A 22,152-nucleotide genomic window follows, 5' to 3' on the forward strand; every position below is an offset into this window, starting at 1 on the left:
ACGTAGCATAAGAACATGACTTCAGAGAGCCCCGCGACCCGACGGGTACTTGTGGCGAAGCCCCGTGGTTACTGCGCCGGCGTCGATCGCGCGGTCCAGGCCGTGGAGAAGGCACTGGAGCAGTACGGCGCGCCGATCTACGTCCGCAAACAGATCGTCCACAACACCCACGTGGTCAAGACGCTGGAGCAGCGCGGGGCGATCTTCGTCGAGGAGACGGAGGAGGTGCCGGAGGGCGCCATCGTCGTCTTCTCCGCCCACGGGGTCTCGCCCGTGGTCCACCAGGAGGCCGCCGCCCGCCGCCTGAGGACGATCGACGCGACCTGCCCGCTGGTGACCAAGGTTCACAACGAGGCGAAGCGGTTCGCCTCCCAGGACTACGACATCCTCCTCATCGGGCACGAGGGACACGAGGAGGTCGAGGGCACCGCAGGCGAGGCCCCCGACCACATCCAGCTCGTCGACGGCCTCGACTCGGTCGGCGGCGTCCAGGTGCGGGATCCGAACCGTCTGGTCTGGCTGTCGCAGACCACGCTGTCGGTCGACGAGACGACCGAGACGGTCTCCCGTCTCAAGGAGCGCTTCCCGAACCTCATCGACCCGCCGAGCGACGACATCTGCTACGCCACCCAGAACCGCCAGGTCGCGGTGAAGGAGATCGCCGCCCAGGCCCAGCTGGTCATCGTCGTCGGGTCGGAGAACTCCTCCAACTCCAAGCGGCTGGTCGAGGTGGCCCTCGACCACGGGGCCGACGCCGCCTACCTGGTCGACGACGCCTCGTTCATCAAGGACGAGTGGCTCGACGGCGTCACCACGGTCGGGCTGACGAGCGGTGCCTCGGTCCCCGAGGAGCTCGTCGCCGGAGTCCTGGCACGTCTCGCGTCACACGGCTTCGACGACGTCCAGGAGGTCGAGTCGGTCGAGGAGAGCGTCCGCTTCGCCCTGCCGCACGAGCTCCGCAAGGACCTGCGCGTCACCGTCTGATCGGCTCCCAGGCCGTACGGCGGCGCCCGGCGCGGCCGTACGGCTCACCGGCGCCGTACCGCACCCCGGCCGTCCCACATCTTTCCGGTCGTACCGCGTCCGGCGGTCACGTCTCCCGGCCGCTGTCACGTCACGGCGTCGTAGGCGGTCGGCCGTCGGCCCGCGCCGTCACTGCCCGTCGCGGGGCGTGCCGTACACCTTGGGCTCGAAGTAGCCCTCCGGCTCCGGGGCGAAGCCCGCGCTGTCGCCGACCCGCGGACGGGGGATGTCGGGGCCCGAGGTCCGCAGCTCGTCGCGCAGCTCGCGGACACATTCGGCCAGACCGCGCCGCCAGGCGACGACCAGAACCAGGAGCGAGCCCGTGAACAGCCACGGGGCGCTCGCCGACAGCGCGGTGAACATGCCCAGCCCGAAGGCCTGGATCGGGGTGGTGGCGCCCAGGGAACCGACGGCCTCGGCCACCAGCGTGGCCGCGAAGAAGAGCAAGGGCGGGGACACGACCAGCGAGAGCAGGTCACGGCGGTTCACCAGCGCGACCGCGCCGCCGCAGCCCACCAGGAAGGCCAGACCGACCAGCACGGACGGCCCGAACAGGGCCTGCAGGATCCTGCCCGCCAAAGTGGTGGCCAGCATGAGCGCGAACGCGCCCCGGGCGGTCAGCCGGACACCGTTCTTCCGCTTCGGCTCGTTCGTGTTCCGCTCGTTCACGAGGTCACCTCGCCAAGCGGCCGCACGTCTCCTCGCCCGTTCACCATTCGCCCCCCTCGACCCCGGCCCTCATCGACCCCCCTTTCCCGCCTGCGGTGTCCGGCCGCGGCGGCCTTGCGGGGAACAGCTTCTCTAGGGCAGGTCGCTCGTCAACTTACCGTTCAGCCGGGAGATGGGAGACGAGCTTGGCTCCTCTTCTCCCAGCAGTTCGGGTGAGGTCAGCGCGCGCGGCAGCTCCTCGACCGTCTGGGGCCGCTCCAGCTCGCCGTCGACGAGCCCCAGGTCGTTCAGTTTGCGCGCGCTCACCAGGACCCGGGTCTCCAGGGAGCCGACGGTCCGGTTGTAGGACTCGACCGCGCGGCCCAGTGCCCTGCCCATCGTCTCAATGTTCCGCCCCATGCTGCTCAGCCGCTCGTGAAGTTCCTTACCCAGTTCGAAGACCGCCCGGGCGTTCTCGCTGAGCGCGGCCTGTTGCCAGGCGTACTGCGCGGTGCGGAGCATGGTGATCAGCGTGGTCGGCGTCGCGATGTGGACGCGCCGCCGCATGGCGTACTCCAGCAGGGAGGGATCGCGTTCCAGCGCGGGCGCGAGGAAGGCCTCACCCGGGATGAACAGCACCATGAACTCCGGCGCCGGGCTGAACGCCTGCCAGTAGGCCTTGGCGGCGAGCCGGTCCACGTGCTCGCGTACGTGACGGGCATGGGTGTCGAGCCGCGCCGACTGGTGGCCGGGATCCGTCGACTCGGCGGCCTCCAGGTAGGCGGCGAGGGAGACCTTGGAGTCGACCACGATGTTCTTGCCGCCCGCCAGCCGTACGACCATGTCGGGCCGGAGCACGCCGTCGGCGGTGGTCACGCTCGCCTGCTCGTCGAAGTCGCAGAACCGCTGCATTCCGGCGATCTCGGCGACTCTGCGGAGCTGGAGCTCGCCCCACCGGCCCCTGGCCTCCGGCCTCTGCAGGGCCCGTACCAGCGCGGTCGTCTGGAGACGAAGTTGTTCGTTGCTCTCGCGTACGACGTCGATGTGCTTGGCCAGCTCGGCGTGGGCGGCCCGCTGGCCCGACTGGGTGTCGCGCAGCTGCGTCTCGACGCGGGCCAGGGTGTCCTTCAGCGGCTCGATCAGGTGCTCGACGGCCTGTTTGCGCTGCTCCAGCTCACCGGCGGCCTCGGCCCGCCCGGCGGCCAGCCTGCTCTCGGCCAGCTCCAGGAAGCGCAGGTTGTTGACGTCGAGCGCCTGCGCCGACAGCACCTGGAACCGTTCGGCGAGCTGTCCCTCGACGTAGGCGACCTTCTCCTCCGCTGCCCTGGCCCTGGCCTCGGCGTCGGCCAGGCGTGTGACGACGTCCGCCGCTCCCGAGGAGGCACGCGCCCGGCCCAGCAGGAACCCGATCGCGAGTCCCGCGGCGAGCCCTACGGCCAGCTGGAAGGCGAGTGCCATGACATCCACCACGGAATGATGTCAGGCCCGCCGGTTTCCGGCCTCCCGACACGCCTTCCGGGCCGGTCCGCGCGTTCCGCCCCGCCGCCTGTACGGCTGCGCCCCGTACGGCCGAGGCTCGTACGGTCCCGGCCGCAGTCCCGCAGTCCCGCAGTCCCGCAGTCCCGCAGTCCCGCAGTCCCGCAGTCCCGCAGTCCCGCAGTCCTGCGGTGCGCGGGCCGGATGTCTATCGCCCTGTGACCTGGCCACGGCGGGTAGCACTGGGTGATTCGCCGTAAACTCGGCTGACGTGAGCTTGAGCATCGGCATCGTCGGATTGCCCAACGTCGGCAAGTCAACGCTTTTCAACGCGCTGACGAAGACCGCAAACGCCCTGGCGGCGAACTACCCCTTCGCCACCATCGAGCCCAACGTGGGCATCGTCGGCGTTCCCGACCCGCGTCTGGAGAAGCTGGCCGAGATCTTCGGCTCCGCGAAGATCCTGCCCGCGAAGGTCGAGTTCGTCGACATCGCCGGACTGGTCAAGGGCGCGTCGGAAGGGCAGGGGCGGGGTAACCAGTTCCTCGCCAACATCCGTGAGACCGACGCCATCTGCCAGGTCATCCGGGTCTTCAACGACCCCGACGTGACCCACGTCGACGGCGGCGTCGAGCCGGAACGCGACATCGAGACGATCAACACCGAGCTGATCCTCGCCGACCTGCAGACCCTGGAGAAGGCGGTTCCGCGTCTCCAGAAGGAGTCCAGGACCAACAAGGACCGCAAGTCCGCTCTTGAGGCCGCGGAGGCCGCCGTCAAGCTTCTCGACAGCGGCACCACCCTGTACGCCGGGGCCAAGGGCGCGGGGATCGACGTGGCCGACCTGCGCGACCTCCACCTGCTGACCGCCAAGCCGTTCCTCTACGTGTTCAACCTCGACGCCGACGAGCTGGTCGACGAGGAGCTGAGGGCGCGGCTGTCCGCGCTCGTCGCGCCGGCCGACGCCGTCTTCCTCGACGCGAAGATCGAGTCCGAGCTCGTCGAGCTTCCCGACGACGAGGCCCTCGAACTGCTGCAGTCCGTCGGCCAGGAGGAGTCGGGCCTGGCCCAGCTGGCCCGGGTCGGCTTCGAGACGCTCGGCCTGCAGACCTACCTGACCGCCGGCCCCAAGGAGACCCGGGCCTGGACGATCCGTAAGGGCGCCACCGCTCCCGAGGCGGCCGGGGTCATCCACACCGACTTCCAGCGCGGCTTCATCAAGGCCGAGATCGTCTCCTTCGACGAGCTGGTCGAGGCGGGTTCCATCGCCGCCGCCCGCCAGGTGGGCAGGGCGCGGATCGAGGGCAAGGACTACGTGATGCGCGACGGCGACGTCGTGGAGTTCCGCTTCAACGTCTAGAGGCGGCGTGGAGGCGTACCGCGGACGCGTGGGCGAGGAGGCGTTGCGTGCCTCCTCGGGGCCTCCTCGGGGCCTCCTCAACTCCTCGGGGCCTCCTCGAGACCTTCTCGGTTCGCGGGGAGTCCGTGGGTTTCGGAGTGCGGGCAGGAGACCGGGAGCCTTCCGTACCGCCGGGTGTGACACGAGCCGCCTGGGCGTGTCCCACGGGGAACCCCGGTCAGCCGGTGCCGTGACCATCGGCATCCGTCCGGGTGGTGTTCGCCGGGTCGCGCGCCGTTGGGTGGCGCCGATCCGCTTGTCGTCACGGCTCGCCGTACCGGCGCCGTGAGGGGACACCTCGCGGGGGTGGACGGCTCGTGACGGGGCGTGGTCGGCGGCGGGTGGTTCGTGACGGGGGTGATGGATGGTTGGTGGCGGGTGGTTCGCGGCGGGGGTGATGGGTGGTTGGGGGTGGGCGGTTCGCGGTGGGGGCGCGGTGGGGTGTGGTTGCTTGGCGTGGCGGTGTTGTGAAGAACTTCGGGCGTGCCCGCGGGGCGGGCCGGTCGCTCGTGGTCCCGGTGTGGTCGCCGCCCGTGCCGGTGCCGCGAAGTTCACGGGAGAAGCCGGGAGCGCCTCGGGGGTGAGGCGGCCGGGGGAGCGCTCCCCAGGGGAGGGGGAGGCGTCGCGCGGTGACGCTGCGTGAGGGGGGCGGTGGTAAATGCGCAGGTCGCGACAGTGGGGGTGCTGTTTGGATAGCAATGCGTGGCGTTTGGGTAATCGGCTCACCTACTGGCCAGGTGGAATGCGTTTTCTTCGCCCTGACGTCCGAGATGGGCGTCCCGTCGGGTTCCAGACCCGGTTTGCTCAGTAAGCATGATGCCTGCAGCATAGGCGTGGCTTTCCTGAAACAATCGGCAAGGCGGTTAGAGTAAGTGCTTGACCATGGTTAACGGGGTCGGGAGTAATACGACACCGCGTCAGCCGGGGGATTGGCGCGAGCGGAGGCAAGATGGCTCGAAGGTCAACCGTCCGTGATCCTCGGATCACCGACGACCCTGAGCTGTCGGCATACCCCGGGGCGCCTCACGACCCCGAGTTCGATCGCGCTCCGGCGCGAGGGCGGGGTGCGCCGTCGAGGGGTCGCTGGTCCGGTGGCGGCGGACGCTGGCTCATATGGGCAGGTCGCGCCGTACTTTGGGCGTTAATAGTGGTCATCGTGGTGAACGGGGTCCGTGCACCTTTTGAGCGCATCACTCAGCAGAACACCCCGACCGGAACGGGTCCCGTTTCCGCCGACACCGAATTTCCCATCAGCCAGGCGACCTCTTTCGCCAGCCAGTTCGCGGCGGTCTATCTGAATTTCGAGGCCGTCCGCTCGGAGGAAAGGGCGGCGAGGCTCGCCCCCTACCTGCCGGACGGCGCCGAGCCGCAGTTCGGCTGGGACGGGCTCGGCCGGATGGCCGCCGGCGCGGTGCAGCCGTACGGTTCGGAGATCATCGACAGGGAGAACGCCGTCGTGACGCTGGCGTTCCAGTCGGGTGACCGCCGTGAGCTGCTGTCCGTCCCGGTGTTCCACGACACCGTGACCGGCAGGTTCGTGGTCTCGGGACGTCCGGGCATCCTGCCCGCGCCCGCCCCGGCCGGCCTGCCCCAGGTCGCCGTGGGCGAGAGGGACGAGGCCGCCGAGGCCGAGCTCCGCACGCCCCTGGCCGACTTCTTCAAGGCGTACGCCGCGGGCGACACCGCGTCCCTGCAGCGTTACGCCGCCGCCGGGGTCACACTGGAGGGCTTCGGCGGCGCCTTCACCTTCGTGAACCTCAAGGATCTCATCGTCCCCTCGGGGGGCGGCACCACCCGTGAGGCGACCGCCACGGTCGTGTGGGGAGTGCCCACGGCGGTGACCCCGACCGTCCCCTCCGACTCCGCCGATCCGGGAGAGATGGGCGGGAAGCTGGAGCAGGCCTACCGGCTCACGGTGGTCAAACAGGGCGACAAATGGTTCGTCAAGGACATTCGAGGCGCGAAACGGTCTGTGGGGTAACACATGATCGAATGGTGCCGGTCCACACTGAACAGATCCCCCCTGATCGGCCGGTCGGCAGTGAGCGGGTTCCCATATGCGTGTCGCGGACCCGCCAACCCCTGGGCCGTGATCATGAGCACGGAGGACGAGAAGTGATCCTGAAGACCATCCTGCTGCACGCGATGGACCTGCCCGCGCTAGACCTCGCCCAGCCGACGCCCGCCCCGCAGGGCGTGAACACCCAGGGTCTGGCCGACTTCCTCCGGAGGTTCTTCGCGCCCCTCTTCCTCGTCATCGTGTCCGTCGTGGCGCTCTTCTTCCTCTTCACCCGTGAGATCACCAGGTTCGTCCAGTTCATCATTCTCGCGATCGCCATTGGAGTGATCTTCTACGTGCCCAACATCATTGAGGTGACGGCGAAGGCGATCGCGGTCGCACTGGGCATCTCGGTGGGTTGAGACCGCGGGTAAGCGGTCAAACAACGAGTGGCGAGAGGAGGAGCGTGTGGATCTACCCACGTATACCAATATCTGGCGGATCGAAAAGCGGCTCTACAAGCTGTACGACCTACGGCTGCCGATGCCGCTGCCGATCGTCTGGATCGGTGTGTTCGTGGGTGTGGTGGCCCCGTGGTCGCTGCTGCTCGCGCTGCTCGGCCTGCCCTTCGACGCGCCGTGGCACGTGGTCTACCTCGTACCGCCGGGAATCGTCACGTGGCTCTCGACCAGGCCGGTGATCGAGAGCAAGAGGCTTACCGAACTGCTCCAGTCGCAGGTCCGCTACATGGGCGAGCCGCGCACCTGGTGCCGGATGGCCCCCACCGCCGAGCCCTCCGACATCGCCCTGACCGGCAGGGTGTGGCGCGCCGCGCCCCAGCGGGCCGAGGAGGTCCGGGGCAGGGCCGCGCGCAAGGCCAGGCAGAAGCAGAAGCAGGTCAAACGCGCCACGTCCCCGGCCCGCGAGGTCCGTCCCGCCGTCGCTGCCGCGGCCGCCGCCGCGGCGACCGCTCCGGTCGCCCGCGAGCGTACGGCCCGCGCCACGGCTCCCCTGCCGCGCCGGGGTACCGCTCCGGCCCTCGGACACGCCGTCTCCGCCGAGGCGCCCGGTGGTGCGGCTCCGGTGACTCAGGCGGCGTCAGTGCCCCCCGCGACCGCCCCGGCTCCCGCCGCGCAGCCCGTGCCGGCTCCGGCGACCCCGGTCGAACGGATCTTCGCTCAGCCTTCCCGGGCCTTCTCCGCGCAGGTCAAGGCGCATGACGACCAGGCACCCGCCGCGGCTCACGACGGTCGGGCCTCCGCGGCGGCTCGTGACGGCGGGGCCTCCGCCGTACCGGCCGCCCGGAACGAGCCGGACCCCGCCGCTCCCACCGCCGTCGCCCCGGCCGTCCAGGACGCTCCGGCCGCTCCCGCCGTTTCCACGGCCCCCGGCGCCCCCACGGCTCCGGCGGCACCCGTGGCCGCCGAGATTGCGGCTTCGGCGGCTCCGGCGGCCCCGGCGGCCCAGAACGCCCCGATCGGCACCGAGGCGTTGCGGAGGCTGCGCAGACTCGCCGCCTCCGCCGAGGCCGAGCGTGCCACCTCGTTCCAGGCCGAGAGCCCCGCCCCCTCGGAGCGGACCGAACGGTCTGAGCGGGCCGAGAACGCCGAACCGTCCGAAGGGGCTGCCGAGCCGGTCGAAAGGGCCGTTGAGCGGACCGGGACCGAGCGGCCCGAGAGGACCGTCGAGCGGGCCGAGGCCGAGCGGGTCGAGAAGACCGCCGAGCGGGCCGAACGATCCCCGGCTCCCGAGGCCCCGGCTCCCGAGGCCGCCGCGTCCGAGTCCGCCGCGTCCGAGTCCGAGCGGACGGTTCAGCGCTCCGACCGTCTCCAGCCGGTCGAGCGGCCGACGGCGGCGCCGAGGTTCGTCGGCCCCGCCCAGACCAGACCCGCCCAGACCAGATCCACTCCGGCCAGGGTCGCGCAGACCGGACCCGCTCCGGTCGGACCCGCTCCGGTCGGTCCCGTCCAGGCCGAGCCCGCTCAGGTCGGGACGGATCCGGCCGGGCCCACTCACATCGGGCCGCGCCCCGTCGAGCCCGCGGCGCGGGGCGGCGACATCCCGTCCCGGGATATCCCGGTGCGGGATGTGCAGGCGCGAGACGTGCCGGCGGGGGAGACGACGCGGGACGCGCACCGCGAGGCGCCGGCGAAGAACGCGCCGGCCGGGGCGGACGAGAACGCCCGAGCCCAGCACCGCAGGGGGCAGCCCGCGCTCGCCGAGCAGTTCGCCGACGGGCGGCGTCCCCACCCGCAGGAGCGGTCGGCCGGGACGCCGGGAGGCGTCTCGATCCGGGCCGTTCCCTCCGGGCCCGCCGCGGGCCCCGGCCCGGTCGTGCCCACCGTCCCGGTACCCCGCCCGACCCAGGCGGAGCCCAGGGTCCGCCGGGTCGAGTCGGTCGTCGGCAGGGACTCCGCCGGTGGCTGGCGGCGACTGGCGCAGGTGGTCATCGGACCGGGCGGCGGAAGCCGTACGGACGGCTCCGAGATCGACGAGGCGCGGGCCAAGGCGGCGTTCACCGGCAGCCGCCGGGTCGTCGTGCTCGGATGCACCGGAGGTGCCGGGCAGACCACGACCGCGCTCATGCTCGGGCACACCCTCGCGCGCTACCGCGAGGACCGGGTGCTCGCGGTCGACGCCAACACCGGGGCGAACGCCCTGTCGAGCCGGATCCAGGCCGAGTCGCCCGAGACGCTGACCTCGCTGCTGGCCGGGCTCGACAACGTGCACGGCTATCTCGGCATGCGGGCCTACACCAGCCGCTGCGCCTCGGGCCTGGAGGTCCTCGCCGGGGACGCCGACTCCGGAGCCGAGCAGCGGCTGTCGGACCGCACGCTCTTCTCCGACCGGCGGCTCGGCCGGAGCATGGACATCCTGGACCGGCACTACAAGCTGATCGTCGTCGATCCGGCCGCCGCGCTGGCGGCGCGGGTGCTTCCCTACGCAGACCAGCTCGTCCTGGTCGTCCCGGCCAGTGAGGACGGCCCCGACGCGGTGGCCATGACCTACGAGTGGCTCGACGGGCACGGCTGCGCCGATCTCCGCAGGCGGGCGATCATGGTCGTCAACGGGGTGAGCCGCCGCAGCATGGGCGACGTGGAGCAGGCGGAGGCGGTCGCCAGGGGCCGGTGCCGGGCGATCGTGCGGGTGCCCTGGGAGGACGAGCTCGCTCCCGGCAGGTCGGAGCGGGTGGAGCCGTCCCACCTGCGCGCGCCGGGGCGCCGCGCGTACCTCGCGCTGGCCGGGGTCGTGGTCGCGGGTTTCGGAGCGGCGCAGGCGGTTCGACCGAGCGAGGAGGAAGTGGCCCAGTGATCCCCCGGGCGCGAGGAGAAGTGGTGAACGGGCGTAACGAGGTGCTCAGGTGAACGAGCGCGGCGCGGGGCCTCGCGGTCTCGGAGATCCGGCTGTGCGGCCGGGGCGACCGGCGGAGCCGGCCGGGCCCGAGTGGCTCGGAGGGGCGGCAGGATCGGAACGGCTCGGAGGGTCGGCCGTGCGACCGGCGAAGGAGGTCCTGTGAGTCGCCCGTCGCGGGCACGTAACCGCCTCGCCGTCCGATACTTCGACGATCGGATCCTGCTGACCGACTCGTCGGTCTGGGCCTACTTCCGGCTGCCGACCGTGAGTTACGAGTTCATCACCCCCGAGGAGCGGGAGGCGCTGGCCACCAACATCACGATCGCGCTGGCGGCGATCCGGATGCCGGACGCCGAGGTGCACCTGAGGGTCGCGCACCGCACCTACCCGGCGGCCGAGTGGGCGATGGCGCTGAACACCACCTCGGACGAGGGCCCCGGCTGGCGTGACTACCTGGAGGAGATGTACCGCCACGTCTGGGCCAAGGACTTCTGGACCAAGGAGGTCTACCTCGGCGTACGGCTCGGCGCGCGCGGCAGGCAACTGGGCACCGGGGTGCTCTCCCAGCTGTTCGGCCTCTACCAGCGGGGTGAGAAGGTCCTGGGCCTGGAGGACGACCACGTTCCCAGGGCGGAGATCGCCAAGTGGAGCGAGCAGGCGGAGCGTCTCGGCCGTGCCCTGTCGTCGAGCGCCCTGTACGCCAGGCACGCCAACTCGACCGAGATCGCGTGGTTGTTCCAGCACGCCGCGACCGGTTCGCTGGGCGACCCCCCGGCCTCCGCCAGTCCCAAGCGGCAGTGGGGGAGGGGCGAGATCGAGGCGCTGGTCGAGGGACAGATCCACAACGGCAGGTCGCTGTTGCGGATCGAGCAGCCGTACGGCGACTCCTACGTCGCGCACCTGTCCTTCGCCCGCTTCCCCGACCTGATGCCCTTCCCCGACGGCGAGCCGTGGATGCACTACGCCGACCAGCTGCCCTTCCCCGTGGAGGTCAGCGCCAGGATGCGGCTGATCTCGCCGGTCAAGGCCAGCAAGGACGTGGCGCGCAAGCTCGCCCACGCCCGCGACATGGACATCCACATCCGGGAGGCGGGCGCGGAGGCGCCGCTGGCGCTGGCCGAGCAGATCGACGCGGCGCGGATGCTGGAGCACGGCATCACCAAGGAGCGCCTGCCGTTCGTGTACGGCTGGCACCGGCTGATCGTGTCCGCCCCGACCGAGGAGATCTGTGTGCAACGGGTCGAGGCGGTCGTGGAGCACTACCGCGACATGGGCATCGACATCGTCAACTCGACCGGTGACCAGTTCTCGCTGTTCTGCGAGGCGCTGCCGGGCGAGCGGGTCCGGGTCAACGCCTACGCCCAGCGGCAGCCGCTGCGCACCATCGCGGGCGGCATGGCGACCGCGACCGTCGACCTGGGCGACCGGGTCGACGAGGGCAACGCGGGCTGGATGGGACCGTACATCGGGGAGACCCTGGGCAGGGCCCGCAGCATCGTCCACTTCGACCCGCTGGTCGCGGCCACGCGCAACCGGCCGACGGCCATCGCGATCACCGGCGAGCCCGGCGGCGGCAAGACCACACTGGCGCTGCTGATGATCTACCAGATGGCGTTGCGCGGGGTGACGATCGCGGTCATCGACCCCAAGGGGGACGCCGACTCCCTGGTCCAGCTGCTGCAGGGGCGGGGCAGGAAGGCGCGGATCATCCCGCTCGGCTCGGCGGCGCCCGGCCTGCTCGACCCGTTCTCCTTCGGCGACGACATCGCGGCGAAGAAGACGATGGCCAGTGAGACCCTGCGCCTGCTGCTGCCCCGCATGTCGGAGGAGCGCGAGTCGGCGATGATCCAGGCGGTGGCCGCGGTCTCCAACGGGCCGCACCCCTCGCTGGGCAAGGTCGTCGACTTCCTGGAGCAGACCGACGACGCAGCCTCGAAGAACCTGGGCGCGGTGCTCCGCTCGATGTCGGAGATGCACCTCGCGCGGCTGTGCTTCGACCCCTCGGGCGGCGACCAGATCGACACCGAGGGCTGGACCACGGTCTTCACCCTGGGGGGCCTGACCCTTCCCGACGCCTCGACGGGCCGCGACGACTACTCCTACGAGCAGCGCCTGTCGGTCGCGCTGCTCTATCTGGTCGCGCAGTTCGCCCGGGGCCTGATGAACGGCCTCGACAGGCGGACGCCGAAGGCGATCTTCCTGGACGAGGCGTGGGCCATCACCTCCACGCCCGAGGGCGCCAAGCTGGTGCCCGAGGTCAGCCGGATGGGGCGTTCGCGCAACACCGCGCTGGTGCTGGTCTCGCAGAACGCGGGCGACCTGCTGAACGAACAGGTGACCAACTGCCTGTCGTCGGTGTTCGCCTTCCGGTCCACCGAACGGGTCGAGGTGGACCACGTGATGGCGCTGCTCGGGGTCGAACCCTCGGAGGAGCACAAGGCTGTTTTGCGCTCGCTGGGCAACGGCGAATGCGTTTTCCGGGATTTGGACGGGCGGGCGGGCCGGATAGGGGTGGACCTCATCTCCGATGAGCTGCTCCGCTGGCTCGATACGAATCCGACCCACGACAAACCCGACGAGAACATGCATGATCTTTCTGGGGGCGGCAGAGTCAGTAGGCCGGGGGCGGCGGCGCTGGAGGTACGGTCATGAAGGGCTCCCGCGAGGGACGCAAGCACTCCCGCAAGGGACGACTACGCAGGCGGATCGCCATCGCACTGGTGGCTCTGGCCGCCTTCCTCGTCTTACCGGCGCTGCTGCCGACGGGTTCGTCGACCGCAGTAGCCGCCGCTCCCTGCGACCTCTCGCCGGACCTGGCGCCGGAGGTCGTGGGCTCGGGCGTGGACGGCCTGGTGAAACCACCGCCCCCGGCCGCGCCGACCGGGACGTCGGCGGGGACCCCGGGTGTGTCCCCGTCGGCCCCGGCGCAGGCCGGGACCGCACAGGCCGCCGCTCCGGAGGGCAACTACGCCAGATACGGCACGGGCGGCCAGTTCTGGCACACCTACCAACTCGGCTGCGGTGACGTCGCGGCGGTCATGGGCAACATGACCGCGAACACGGTCTTCTCCTGGGCCAAGGCGCTGGACCGGCTGACCATCACCACCTACCAGGCGGCGGCCACCGAGGGGCCGCTCGACTCGATCAAGAACGTCGTCGACGGCATCGTCGAGAACCTGGCCAAGGCGATGTACTGGCCGTACCTGCAGCCGATCGTGATCCTCGGCGCCATCTGGCTCGCCTGGTACGGCCTGATCCGCAAGCGCGCGACCACGACCGCCGAGGGCGTCATCTGGATGGTCCTCGCGGTGACCGCCGCGGTGTGGTTCTTCAGCCGTCCCGGCGACTTCACCGGCCTCGGCAAGGTCGTCACCGACAAAACGGGCGAGGTCGTCAACTCCGCCTTCTCCAACCTGCCCAACGCGGGCGGTGCTTCCTGCCTCCCGGCCAAGGATGACGCCAATCCCCAGGTCAAGCCCGGTGGTTACGGCCAGACCGGCGTTCCGGGAGTGGACCAGAACGCCGAGGCGCTCTGGTCGACCCTGGTCTGCAAGCCATGGCTGATGGGTGAGTTCGGCACCGCCGATCCGGAGGCGCCGGTGGTGAAGGTGTTCGCCGCCAAGCTGTTGGACATCCAGGCGCTGGACGCGGCCGAGATGCGAACCTCCCAGACCCCCAACACCAATGCCCACCAGGCACGGTACGAGGAAGAGGTCGCCAAGAAGCTGGAGAACACGCCTATTTTCTTCCTCTTCCAGGGAAAGGATTGGACCAGCAGGCTCGGCATCGCGATCGGCGCGCTGATGGCCGCCATGGTCGCGGGGCTGCTGATCTTCCTGGTCGCGGTCTCGCTGCTGGTGCTCAAGGTGGGCTTCCTGCTGCTGCTGATCCTCGCGCCGGTGTTCCTGCTGCTCGGCGTCCATCCCGGATCCGGTCGGATCATCGCGATGCGCTGGGTGGAGATGCTGATCAGCACCCTGCTCCGCCAGGCGGTGCTGGCCCTGGTCCTGAGCGTCCTGGTGTACGGCTACGCGCTGATCATCTCCACGGCGCTGCCCTGGGGCCTGCAGGTCATGTTCATGGCGCTGCTCACGATCGCGGTGTTCTTCTACCGGCGGCCGTTCCAGCACCTGTTCTCCTCCATGGACGGCCACACGTTCACCACGCGGGTGCTGGGCGACGCGGCCTCCGCGCCGACCCTGCAGCGCGCCGCCGGGGTGCTGCCGCCGGTGGCGGCGGCCAGGGTGGGCCGCTGGGGCATGCGCAAGGCCGAGCCCGCCCTGCAGGCGGCCGCGCTCGCGAGCGGCGCCTCCGTCGCGACGGCGGCCGCCGCGGTGGCCCAGGGCAAGGTTCGCGGAGAGGGCGGCGAGCAGGGGCCGGGCACGCCCTCGGGCACCCGGGTCCCGGTCGGTGCCCAGCCGGCGCCGCTGGACACCGACGCCCAGACGGGCACCCGGCGCAAGGCCACCGGCCGTCCCGTCATCTCGACGCGCTCCGGCGCGGCGCCGCCGCTCAACCTGTCCGGCGGCGGTACGGCGGCCGGCGCCTCCCCGGCCAGGTCGGGCGGCGCCTCCGTCCGCAACGGCGTGGGCGGTTCGAGCGGTCCGGGCGGTTCGGGCGGTCCGGGCGGTTCGGGTGGCTCCAGTGGTTCGGGCGGTTCAAGCGGTTCGAGCGGTGCATCCGGTTCGGGCGGTGTGAGCGGCGGCTGGTTCGGCGGCGCCTCCGGCGGCTGGGCCCCGCGGGGCGGCTCGTCGGGTGGATCCTCCTCCTCGTCCGGCGGCAGGTCCTCGTCGTCCGGCGGCAGGTCCTCCTCGTCGGCGGGCAGGTCCTCCGGCTCCTCGGGGGGCGGCGGCCGTTCCGGCGGGAGCATCTTCGGAGGCGGTGGCGGCGGAGGTTCCCGGCGCTCGGAGCCGAGCTCACGCGGTTCGGGCTCGCGCAACGGTGGCGGCTCCGGAGGCTCGGGCAACGGCGGCTCCCGGGGCTCGTCCAGGTCCGGCAGCGGCATCTTCGGCTCCTCGGGGGCATCGAGGGGCGACGCCGGGCGCGACAGGTCCTCCGAGGCGCCGCCGCTCTGGCTGTCCAGCAGGCCGGAGCGCGACAGGCAGGCCGACGAGGCGGCGCCGTTCTGGCTCCGTGCCTCGAATCCCGATAAGGACTGACGATGGTCGAGGGCAACCGGCGGGGCGTCGTCTTCGCGGTGCTGGTCGCGCTGCTCGCGCTGGTCGGGATCTACCTGACCATGTGGCCGAGCACGGGTGACGAACAGACACCCGAGGCCGATCCGGTGGGGGTGAGCCGTACGCTGTCCGGGACGCGACCGGGCGGCGAACCCTCGCGCCCGGCGGCCACGGCCAGCAACGCGCCCTTCGACGTCTACTCCTACCTGCCGATGACCAAGCAGGAACTGGCCGCCTCCGCCGACTACGCCCAGCGGTTCACCGCCGAGTACGGCACCTTCAGTTACAACGAGCAGCCCTCCGACTACGCCGACCGGCTCAGGGGATACACCACCGACGAGTTCGCCCAGGTGCTGCTGCGCACCGTCACCTCGCCGGGCACCATCCAGGCGAACACGGCCGACCAGGTGATCTCGGTCGGGAGCGCGAAGGTCAAGGAGATCCGGCAGATCCAGCAGACGTCGGTGGTCTTCGTGGTCACCGGCACCCGGAGCGTCACCGCCAAGAGCGGGTCCAAGGTGACGAGCGACGACTACGCCGTGACGCTCATCGAGGTCGGCGCCGACTGGCGGGTCCACGACCTGCAGCCGGCCGACTCCGGCCAGGACGGAGACGACCAGTCCTCGCAGACCGGAGAGGCGGGATGACCGGCAACAGGAAGATCTATCTCGCGCTGATCGTGGCGGTCGCGGCGCTGGGCATGCTCGGGCTGACCCTGGCGCCGATGCTGATGATCGGCAGCTTTCCCTCCATCACCGGCGGCAGCCTGCCCGACTGCGACGACAGCGTGCAGCTCGCGGCCGACCAGTCCGACAGCGCGACCTCGGACATCCCGCCGGAGTACCTCAAGCTGTACCGCGAGAACGGCAAGAAGATCGGTGTGCAGTGGAACGTGCTCGCCGGGGTCGGCAAGCGGGAGACCGACCACGGGCGTTCCACGCTTCCCGGGGTCCAGAGCGGCACCAACTACGCCGGGGCCGCGGGGCCGATGCAGTTCCTGATCAGTACCTGGGGCGGCAAGGCGAAGATCAAGATTCCCTCGAAGTTCAACGGCTACGCCTCCGACGGCGACGGCGACGGCTGGGCCGACATCTACAACCCGGCCGACGCCATCCTGGGCGCGGCGAAGATGCTCAAGCGCAACGGCGCGCCGGAGAACGTGCGCCGGTCGCTGTTCGTCTACAACCGGGCCTGGTGGTACGTGGACCAGGTCATGGACATCGCCCAGAAGTACGCCAGGGACGGCGCGGTCAGGACCCCGCCGGACGCCGAGTCGATCTGTGACCAGCCCCTGCTGGAGGCGGCGCCCTCGGGCACGGTCGCCGGGATCATGGAGTACGCCCTGGCCCAGCGCGGCAAGCCGTACCTGTGGGGCGGCACGGGACCCGACGCCTTCGACTGCTCCGGGATCATCTACATGGCCTACCGGAGTGTCGGCCTGACCATCCCGCGCACCACGTTCGAGCAGTGGCCCTTCGGGGTGAAGGTCCCCGAGGGACAGGAGCAGGCGGGCGACCTGGTCTTCTTCAACGCCGGTCCGGGCACCTCGGCCAACAATCCCGGCCACGTGGGCATGGTGGTCTCACCGGGCAAGATGGTCGAGGCCAGATGCCGCCTGTGCGGGCCGATCAAGGTCACCTCTTACCGGGATCGCACCAGTGTCATGGGTTTCACCCGCCCATTGCAGAATCCCCAGGTCCTCGCGCAACTCAAATTGAGGGAGCAGGGCTGACACAATCGGGTCCCATGGACAAGGTCGTTGTGGGAGCCGCGATCGTCGACGGCAACGGCAGGCTGCTCGCCGCCCAGCGCGCCGACCCTCCCGAGCTCGCCGGTGGATGGGAGTTCCCCGGGGGAAAGGTGGACCCCGGGGAAGACGATCGCACCGCGCTGATCCGTGAGTGTCAGGAGGAGCTCGGCGTCGTGGTCGAGGCCGGGGAGCAGGTCGGCGGGGACTGGCCGCTGGCGGGCGGCTACGTGCTCAGGGTCTGGCTGGCCGAGATCGTGGCGGGGGAACCGGTGGCCAGGGAGCACCTCGACCTGCGCTGGCTGACCATGGACGAGCTCTACGACGTGCAGTGGCTTCCCGCGGACCTGCCGATCGTGCGAGCCGTGCAAGGTCGGCTCGACGGAGGTTGATCGGCTACTCGATGTGACATAGAAAGCACTGGACGTGTTGTTGTCGCGTGTCCGTATCGGGGGATCGGAGAAATGCGGTGACCGGATGGTGGCGGCGTGCCCGGATGGTTTCGGCGGTCGGGGCGGGAACGCTCGTGCTTGGCGGGGGATCGGCGGTGTGCGCGGTCGAGGCGGGCAGGGCCGTCGCCTCGCCACCCGGTACGGCGGGGGCGGAGAGCCTCGGAGGGGCCGGGGCGGGAGTGCCCGGGATCGGGGGGTTCGGGACGGTGGCGCGCGAGAGCCGTACCGGTGACCTGATCCGGTTCCGGGTGTGGCTGCGCGGGCCGGGGAGCGACGCGCGGCTGACGGTGGCCACGACGCCCGCCGCGTTGTTCAGGGGCATCGACTGTCCTTCCGCGGCGGGGGGCCGAGAGACGGTCCGGATCGGGTGGCGGGTGTGCGCCATGGGCGAGATCGGCGTGCGTCGGCCCGTGGACGTGCTGGTCGCCGTGCCGGAGGACGACCGGCCCGTCGAGCTGACCGCGGTGGTGCAGATGTCCGGCCCCGGGGGCGAACGGGTGACCCGGACGGCCAGGAGCTGGATCGAGGCCCCGGTCGCGAGGGCGGTCCGTGACGCCGGTGTCACGGTGCGCGGAGAGGTGGACGAACACGCGGACGGGCGGCCGGGCGAGCGGGCCGAAGGGCGGGCGCAGGCGGGGACGGTCGAGGTGGAGGTGCTCCCCGAGACGGCCTGGGCCGCCGATGACGTCCCGGGAACGGGAACGATCGAGGCCGTTCCGGGGACGCGAACGGAGCCGGGGACGCGAACGGAGGCGCGGATACAGGCGGAGGCGAGGGCGCGGGCGGAGGCGAAGGCGATCGAGTCCGTTCCGGGAACACGCGCGACCGGGGCTGTTCCGGGCACGGGAGCGGCCGGGGCCGCTCCGGAAGCGGGAACGGGCGGGACCGCTCCCGGCCCGGGAGTGGCCTGGACTGTTCCGGGAGCGGGAGCCGCCGGGGCCGTTCCGGGAGCGGGAGCCGCGGGGACCGCTCCGGGGGCGGGAGCGGCCGGGGCCGTCCCTGGAAGGGGCACGGGAGCGGCCGAGGGCGTCCCGGGAACGCGACCGGAGCCGAAAGCGGCCGGGGCCGTTCCGGGAGCGGAAGCGAAGGCGGAGGGTTCTGCCCCCGCCTCCGTTCCCGGGAAGGGGCCGGGGGCGGGGACGCCGGCGGAGGCGGGATCGCGGCCGGTGGCGAAGCCGGGGACGAAGTCGGGGACGGTGGCGAAGCCGGGAACGAAACCGGGAACGAAACCGGGAACGAAACCGGGGGCGGTGGCGAAACCGGGGGCGGTGGCGAAGTCAGGAACGAAACCGGGGGTGATGACGAAGCCCGGGGCGGCGAGGCCGGGGACGGTGGTGAGGCCGGAGGCGGTGGCGGAGCCGGGACTGGCCGATCTCATGGTTCCCCAACCCGCTCCCGGGGTGTTTCCGGTCCCTCCGAGGACACCTTTCCCCGGGGCGTCCTCTCCGGTATACCCGGAGATTTCCAAAACGGTTTCCGGAGCGTCCTCGCCCAGGTCAGGAACGATTTCCGAGATGTCATCCCCGAATTCGGGAGCGGTTTCCGGAGTGTTCTCCGTTAAGCCGGAAAAGGCCTCCGGGGTGCTCCTTCCGGGACATGGGCGTGGGCCCGGACAGGGGCGTGGCCACGGGCATGGGGGCGGACGTGGACATGGGCATGGAGCGGGGGCCGGGCGTGACCCCGAGGCGGGGACGGTTCCCGCCGGGGCTTCCGTCGGTCCCGGCGGACCGGTGACCGGTCCACCGGGTCTCCCAGGTCCGACAGGGCCGACGGGACCGCCTGGGCAGCCTGGACCCATTGGACCGGTTAAACCGGCTGGGCCGGCGGGTTCGGGGACCGGTGCCGTGGAGTCGGCGAGGCCGGCCTTTCCCCGGCGTCTCGAACCGGCCGAACCGGCCGCACCGGTCGTGAGGGAGCCGTTCCCCCCGTCGGATCCGCCGGTGCGTCAGGCCCCGGAGGTTCCCGGTACGCCGGGGGATCGGGGAGCGGTCGGCGGGCCGCCGGAGGCACCTGCCGTGTCCCCCGTGCCGAAGGCGGGACCGGACGGAGGAGGCGTCCCGCTGCCCTCGGCGTCCCCCGGGGACTGCGCGGCGCAGTGGGGCCAGATCGGGGAGCCGACGGCGGCCGCGTGGCCCGAGGCTCGGCCGCCCCAGCCGATCGAGTCGCTCAAGCCGCTCGGCGGGCGTAAGAAGTCCCGCGCGCAGAACCCGGGACCGGCCACCGGGCGGCGGGCGACCGCCGTACGCTCCGATCCGCCCGCGCCTCCCGCCTCGGCCCTGTCCGAATCCGGACAGATGCCGCAGCTCTGGAACGACCCGAATCTGCGGATGCCGCTGGCCGCGCCCACGCCGGTCGTGTCGCCGTCCCCGGGGAGCATCCCGGGGAGTACGGCGGACGCACAGCCGCTCGGCGCACCGCTGCCCCGTGACGTGGACGGCCCTGGTCAGGAGGTCGAGCCGGTGGCCCTGTCGGAGCCGTTCTTGACAGGGACGCGGGGATTTCCCATGGTGGGGGCCTCGGTGGGCGGTCTGCTGGGACTGCTGTGGCTACAGGCGAAAATTCAGCGTAGACGAGGGACACGACCCGTGTTGTGAAACGTGGCTGGTTGTTACTTTTACCCGACTAGTATTTCCTTGACTTGACTCGTTCTGTATAGGGAATTCTCGGAGGGCACCGGTGGCACGATCCCGGCGTGCAGTGGTTATCTCCGCCGTTCTCATATCGGTGGGAGTGGGCGGTTCGGCGCTGGTTGTGGCGGCGCCGTTCACCGCCTCACCTCCGGCCGGTGCCTCGGCCCGCCTGGCCGCGAACCCCTCAGAGGTTCCCGGCTGTGACGTCGATCCCGCAGGACCGTGCGCGGAACCGACCCCGGTCGTCACCGTCACGGTCACCGACGCCCCTCCTGCGGAATCTCCCCTCCCGGTTCCGCAGAAGACGGTGACCACCACGGTCACCGTCACCCCCTCGTCGAAGCCCAAGCCTCCCAAGACCAAGCCTCCCAAGACGACGGCTCCGCAGCCCACACCGCTTCCGGTCCAGCCGCCGGTCTCCACTCCCGTCGTCCCGGCCCCCGTCGAGACCCCCGCGTCGACGCCCACCGAAGAGGCGCCCGTGTTCCCCAGCACGGAGGAGGTGCAGCCGACGCCCACTCCCACCCCCGACTTCGTCGTTCCCAGCTCCACGCCCCAGCCGACGGGCGACGACACGTTCGAGGACCCGGGAGCCGCCTCGGTGCCCTACGAGATCCGCAACGCGGGCTCCGACTTCAACGCCTCCGAGCTGAGCCAGCAGCTCGGCATCCCGGCGCTGATCCTGGTGCTGCTGGTGCTGTTCGCCGTGTTGATCTTCGAGGGCAGGCTGCGCCGTATGGCCCACGCCTCCGCCGTCCGCAGGGCCGGCCCCCGGGGTGCGGGGCGCCGTGAGTACGTCGAGACGATGCCCTATCCCCCCGGCGCCGCCTACGCGCCCGCGCCGGGCTTCCCGCCCACGGTCTACCAGGGCGGTACGGCCTACGCCCCGATCATCAGCTTCGTCCCCATGCAGATGTACGGAGGCACGACCTACCCGGAGGGCTACGCGCCCGAGCAGCACCCCCAGGCGTACGAGCAGCCGATCGCCTACATGCCGGGTCCCGGGCAGGAACAGCCCACCGGCTACTTCGACCAGCAGCACGGTCACTTCCCCGCGGGGCACGACCAGCAGTCGCCGTACGGCCCGGCGGGCCCCGGCACCTCGCAGCACGCCTTCCAGGAGGGCTCCTCGCGGTTCCCGGAGGAGACGCTCCAGCCCGGGCCCGGCGAGTTCCCCGCGGGGCCGTTCGACCAGGGGTTCGGCGGGTTCCCCGGCGCTTCGGCGCCGCAGGGGACAAGTGAGTTCCCCGCGGGTTCGCCCGATCAGGGGTTCGGCGGATTCCCCGCGGGCCCGGCGCCGGAGTTCCCCGCGGGTCCGCCGTCGCAGGGATTCGGTGACTTCCCCGGCGCCCAGCCGCAGGGGTTCGGCGGGTTCCCCGGTGCCTCGGCGCCGCAGGGGACAAGTGAGTTCCCCGCGGGTCCGCCGCAGGGGACGAGCGAGTTCCCCGCGGGTCCGCCGCAGGGGTTCGGCGAGTTCTCCGCCGGTCCGGTGCAGGGGGCGGGTGAGTTCCCCGGGGCGCCGTTCCCGCAGGAGCCGGCGCGCCGTCCCTTCGGCCTGGAGCCGCTGCCGTCCAAGCGCAGGAAGAAGAAGTCCCCGTCTTCCATGGAACCCCCGGCGGCTCCTCCCACGGCCCCCTCCGAGGAGTCTCCCTCGGGGTCCGTGTGGACACCGCCCTCGCGGGAGGAACCGCAGCGTCGTCCCTTCGGCCTGGAGCCGCTTCCGGACAAGCGCGCGAAGAACCAGCCGTCTTCCGACGAGTCCTCAGGTACGGCGGTCTATCCCCTTCCCGGCGAGAAGGACGACAAGAAGAAGCGCGGCCTGTTCCGCCGTTCCAAGTAACGGGTAAGCCCCGGGCACGCTCCGGACGGCCGTCCGGGACATCTTCGAGACGGCCGTCCGGACGAGCCCCGGGCGGGTCGAGGGTCCGGGGCGGGGGTTCTGAAGGATCCTGGGTGGGTCCAGGCCTCCGGGCGGTGGTCCTGGGCGGCCGTTCCGGCTTTCGGTGACCGTCCCATCCGCCGGGCGTGGCTCGCCGTACCCGCCTCTCCCGAAGCCCGTGCGACCGGGACCGTACGCGTACGCGCCTAACCCCGCAACGCGACGCCCCACACACGCCTCACCCCGCACACACGGCGCCCCCCACACGGCGCCCCCCCCACACACACGGCGCCCCGCGCACACGACGGCGCCGGTCACGGGGAGACGTGACCGGCGCCGTGGAGGGGTGCCTGCCCCCTCACGGGGGC

Annotated in this window: 15 protein-coding genes; 12 read left to right on the forward strand and 3 right to left on the reverse strand. The window is 71.4% G+C overall.

Features of this window, described 5'->3' with window-relative positions; genetic code table 11:
• Positions 1 to 15 precede the first annotated feature (15 nt).
• On the forward strand, positions 16 to 984 hold the full coding sequence (locus tag AB0N02_RS38730) for a 4-hydroxy-3-methylbut-2-enyl diphosphate reductase (RefSeq protein WP_363957542.1): 969 nt from the start codon (positions 16 to 18) through the stop codon (positions 982 to 984).
• A gap of 168 nt (positions 985 to 1,152) precedes the next feature.
• Here AB0N02_RS38730 and AB0N02_RS38735 read toward each other — a convergent pair whose 3' ends face one another.
• Together AB0N02_RS38735 and AB0N02_RS38740 are read right to left on the reverse strand one after the other, a co-directional pair.
• On the reverse strand, positions 1,153 to 1,692 hold the full coding sequence (locus AB0N02_RS38735; protein WP_363957545.1) for a DUF6542 domain-containing protein: 540 nt from the start codon (positions 1,690 to 1,692) through the stop codon (positions 1,153 to 1,155).
• 132 nt (positions 1,693 to 1,824) lie between these two features.
• On the reverse strand, positions 1,825 to 3,129 hold the full coding sequence (locus AB0N02_RS38740) for a DNA recombination protein RmuC (RefSeq protein WP_363957659.1): 1,305 nt from the start codon (positions 3,127 to 3,129) through the stop codon (positions 1,825 to 1,827).
• 289 nt (positions 3,130 to 3,418) lie between these two features.
• On the opposite strand from AB0N02_RS38740, the gene ychF reads away from it, so the two are divergent.
• The 9 genes from ychF to AB0N02_RS38785 all read left to right on the forward strand — a co-directional run bounded on the left by ychF (position 3,419) and on the right by AB0N02_RS38785 (position 17,215).
• Positions 3,419 to 4,507: a redox-regulated ATPase YchF gene (gene ychF / locus AB0N02_RS38745; RefSeq protein ID WP_363957548.1), complete on the forward strand. Its 1,089-nt coding sequence runs from the start codon at positions 3,419 to 3,421 to the stop codon at positions 4,505 to 4,507.
• 1,195 nt (positions 4,508 to 5,702) lie between these two features.
• The gene (locus tag AB0N02_RS38750) at positions 5,703 to 6,527 is read left to right on the forward strand and encodes a conjugal transfer protein (protein ID WP_363957551.1); all 825 of its coding nucleotides are present in this window, start codon (positions 5,703 to 5,705) and stop codon (positions 6,525 to 6,527) included.
• A gap of 164 nt (positions 6,528 to 6,691) precedes the next feature.
• Positions 6,692 to 6,967 carry a hypothetical protein gene (locus AB0N02_RS38755; RefSeq protein ID WP_363957661.1) on the forward strand — a complete coding sequence of 92 codons (276 nt, stop codon included), beginning with the start codon at positions 6,692 to 6,694 and terminating at the stop codon, positions 6,965 to 6,967.
• A gap of 46 nt (positions 6,968 to 7,013) precedes the next feature.
• Positions 7,014 to 9,857: a TcpE family conjugal transfer membrane protein gene (locus tag AB0N02_RS38760; protein WP_363957554.1), complete on the forward strand. Its 2,844-nt coding sequence runs from the start codon at positions 7,014 to 7,016 to the stop codon at positions 9,855 to 9,857.
• A 201-nt stretch (positions 9,858 to 10,058) separates the two neighbouring features.
• The gene (locus AB0N02_RS38765) at positions 10,059 to 12,551 is read left to right on the forward strand and encodes an ATP-binding protein (protein WP_363957557.1); all 2,493 of its coding nucleotides are present in this window, start codon (positions 10,059 to 10,061) and stop codon (positions 12,549 to 12,551) included.
• Entirely contained in the window at positions 12,548 to 15,058 is a 2,511-nt protein-coding gene (locus AB0N02_RS38770) for a type IV secretion system protein (RefSeq protein ID WP_363957560.1), read from the forward strand. Before AB0N02_RS38765 ends, AB0N02_RS38770 begins: the two co-directional genes overlap by 4 nt.
• 2 nt (positions 15,059 to 15,060) lie before the next feature.
• On the forward strand, positions 15,061 to 15,723 hold the full coding sequence (locus tag AB0N02_RS38775; RefSeq protein ID WP_363957563.1) for a hypothetical protein: 663 nt from the start codon (positions 15,061 to 15,063) through the stop codon (positions 15,721 to 15,723).
• A complete protein-coding gene (locus tag AB0N02_RS38780) occupies positions 15,720 to 16,808 on the forward strand; it encodes a bifunctional lytic transglycosylase/C40 family peptidase (RefSeq protein WP_363957566.1) in 1,089 nt (362 codons plus the stop codon). The genes AB0N02_RS38775 and AB0N02_RS38780 overlap by 4 nt, the downstream gene beginning before the upstream one ends.
• A gap of 14 nt (positions 16,809 to 16,822) precedes the next feature.
• Positions 16,823 to 17,215 carry a (deoxy)nucleoside triphosphate pyrophosphohydrolase gene (locus tag AB0N02_RS38785; RefSeq protein ID WP_363957569.1) on the forward strand — a complete coding sequence of 131 codons (393 nt, stop codon included), beginning with the start codon at positions 16,823 to 16,825 and terminating at the stop codon, positions 17,213 to 17,215.
• A gap of 4 nt (positions 17,216 to 17,219) precedes the next feature.
• Here AB0N02_RS38785 and AB0N02_RS38790 read toward each other — a convergent pair whose 3' ends face one another.
• Positions 17,220 to 18,653, reverse strand: coding sequence for a hypothetical protein (locus AB0N02_RS38790; RefSeq protein WP_363957572.1), 1,434 nt, complete (start codon positions 18,651 to 18,653; stop codon positions 17,220 to 17,222).
• A gap of 637 nt (positions 18,654 to 19,290) precedes the next feature.
• Here AB0N02_RS38790 and AB0N02_RS38795 point away from each other — a divergent pair.
• Positions 19,291 to 19,869, forward strand: a complete 579-nt coding sequence (locus AB0N02_RS38795) for a hypothetical protein (protein WP_363957575.1) — start codon at positions 19,291 to 19,293, stop codon at positions 19,867 to 19,869.
• A gap of 136 nt (positions 19,870 to 20,005) precedes the next feature.
• A complete protein-coding gene (locus AB0N02_RS38800; protein WP_363957578.1) occupies positions 20,006 to 21,745 on the forward strand; it encodes a hypothetical protein in 1,740 nt (579 codons plus the stop codon).
• Positions 21,746 to 22,152 lie beyond the last annotated feature (407 nt).

The sequence above is a fragment of the Streptosporangium sp. NPDC051022 genome, assembly GCF_040683035.1.
Taxonomy (GTDB): Bacteria; Actinomycetota; Actinomycetes; order Streptosporangiales; family Streptosporangiaceae; genus Streptosporangium.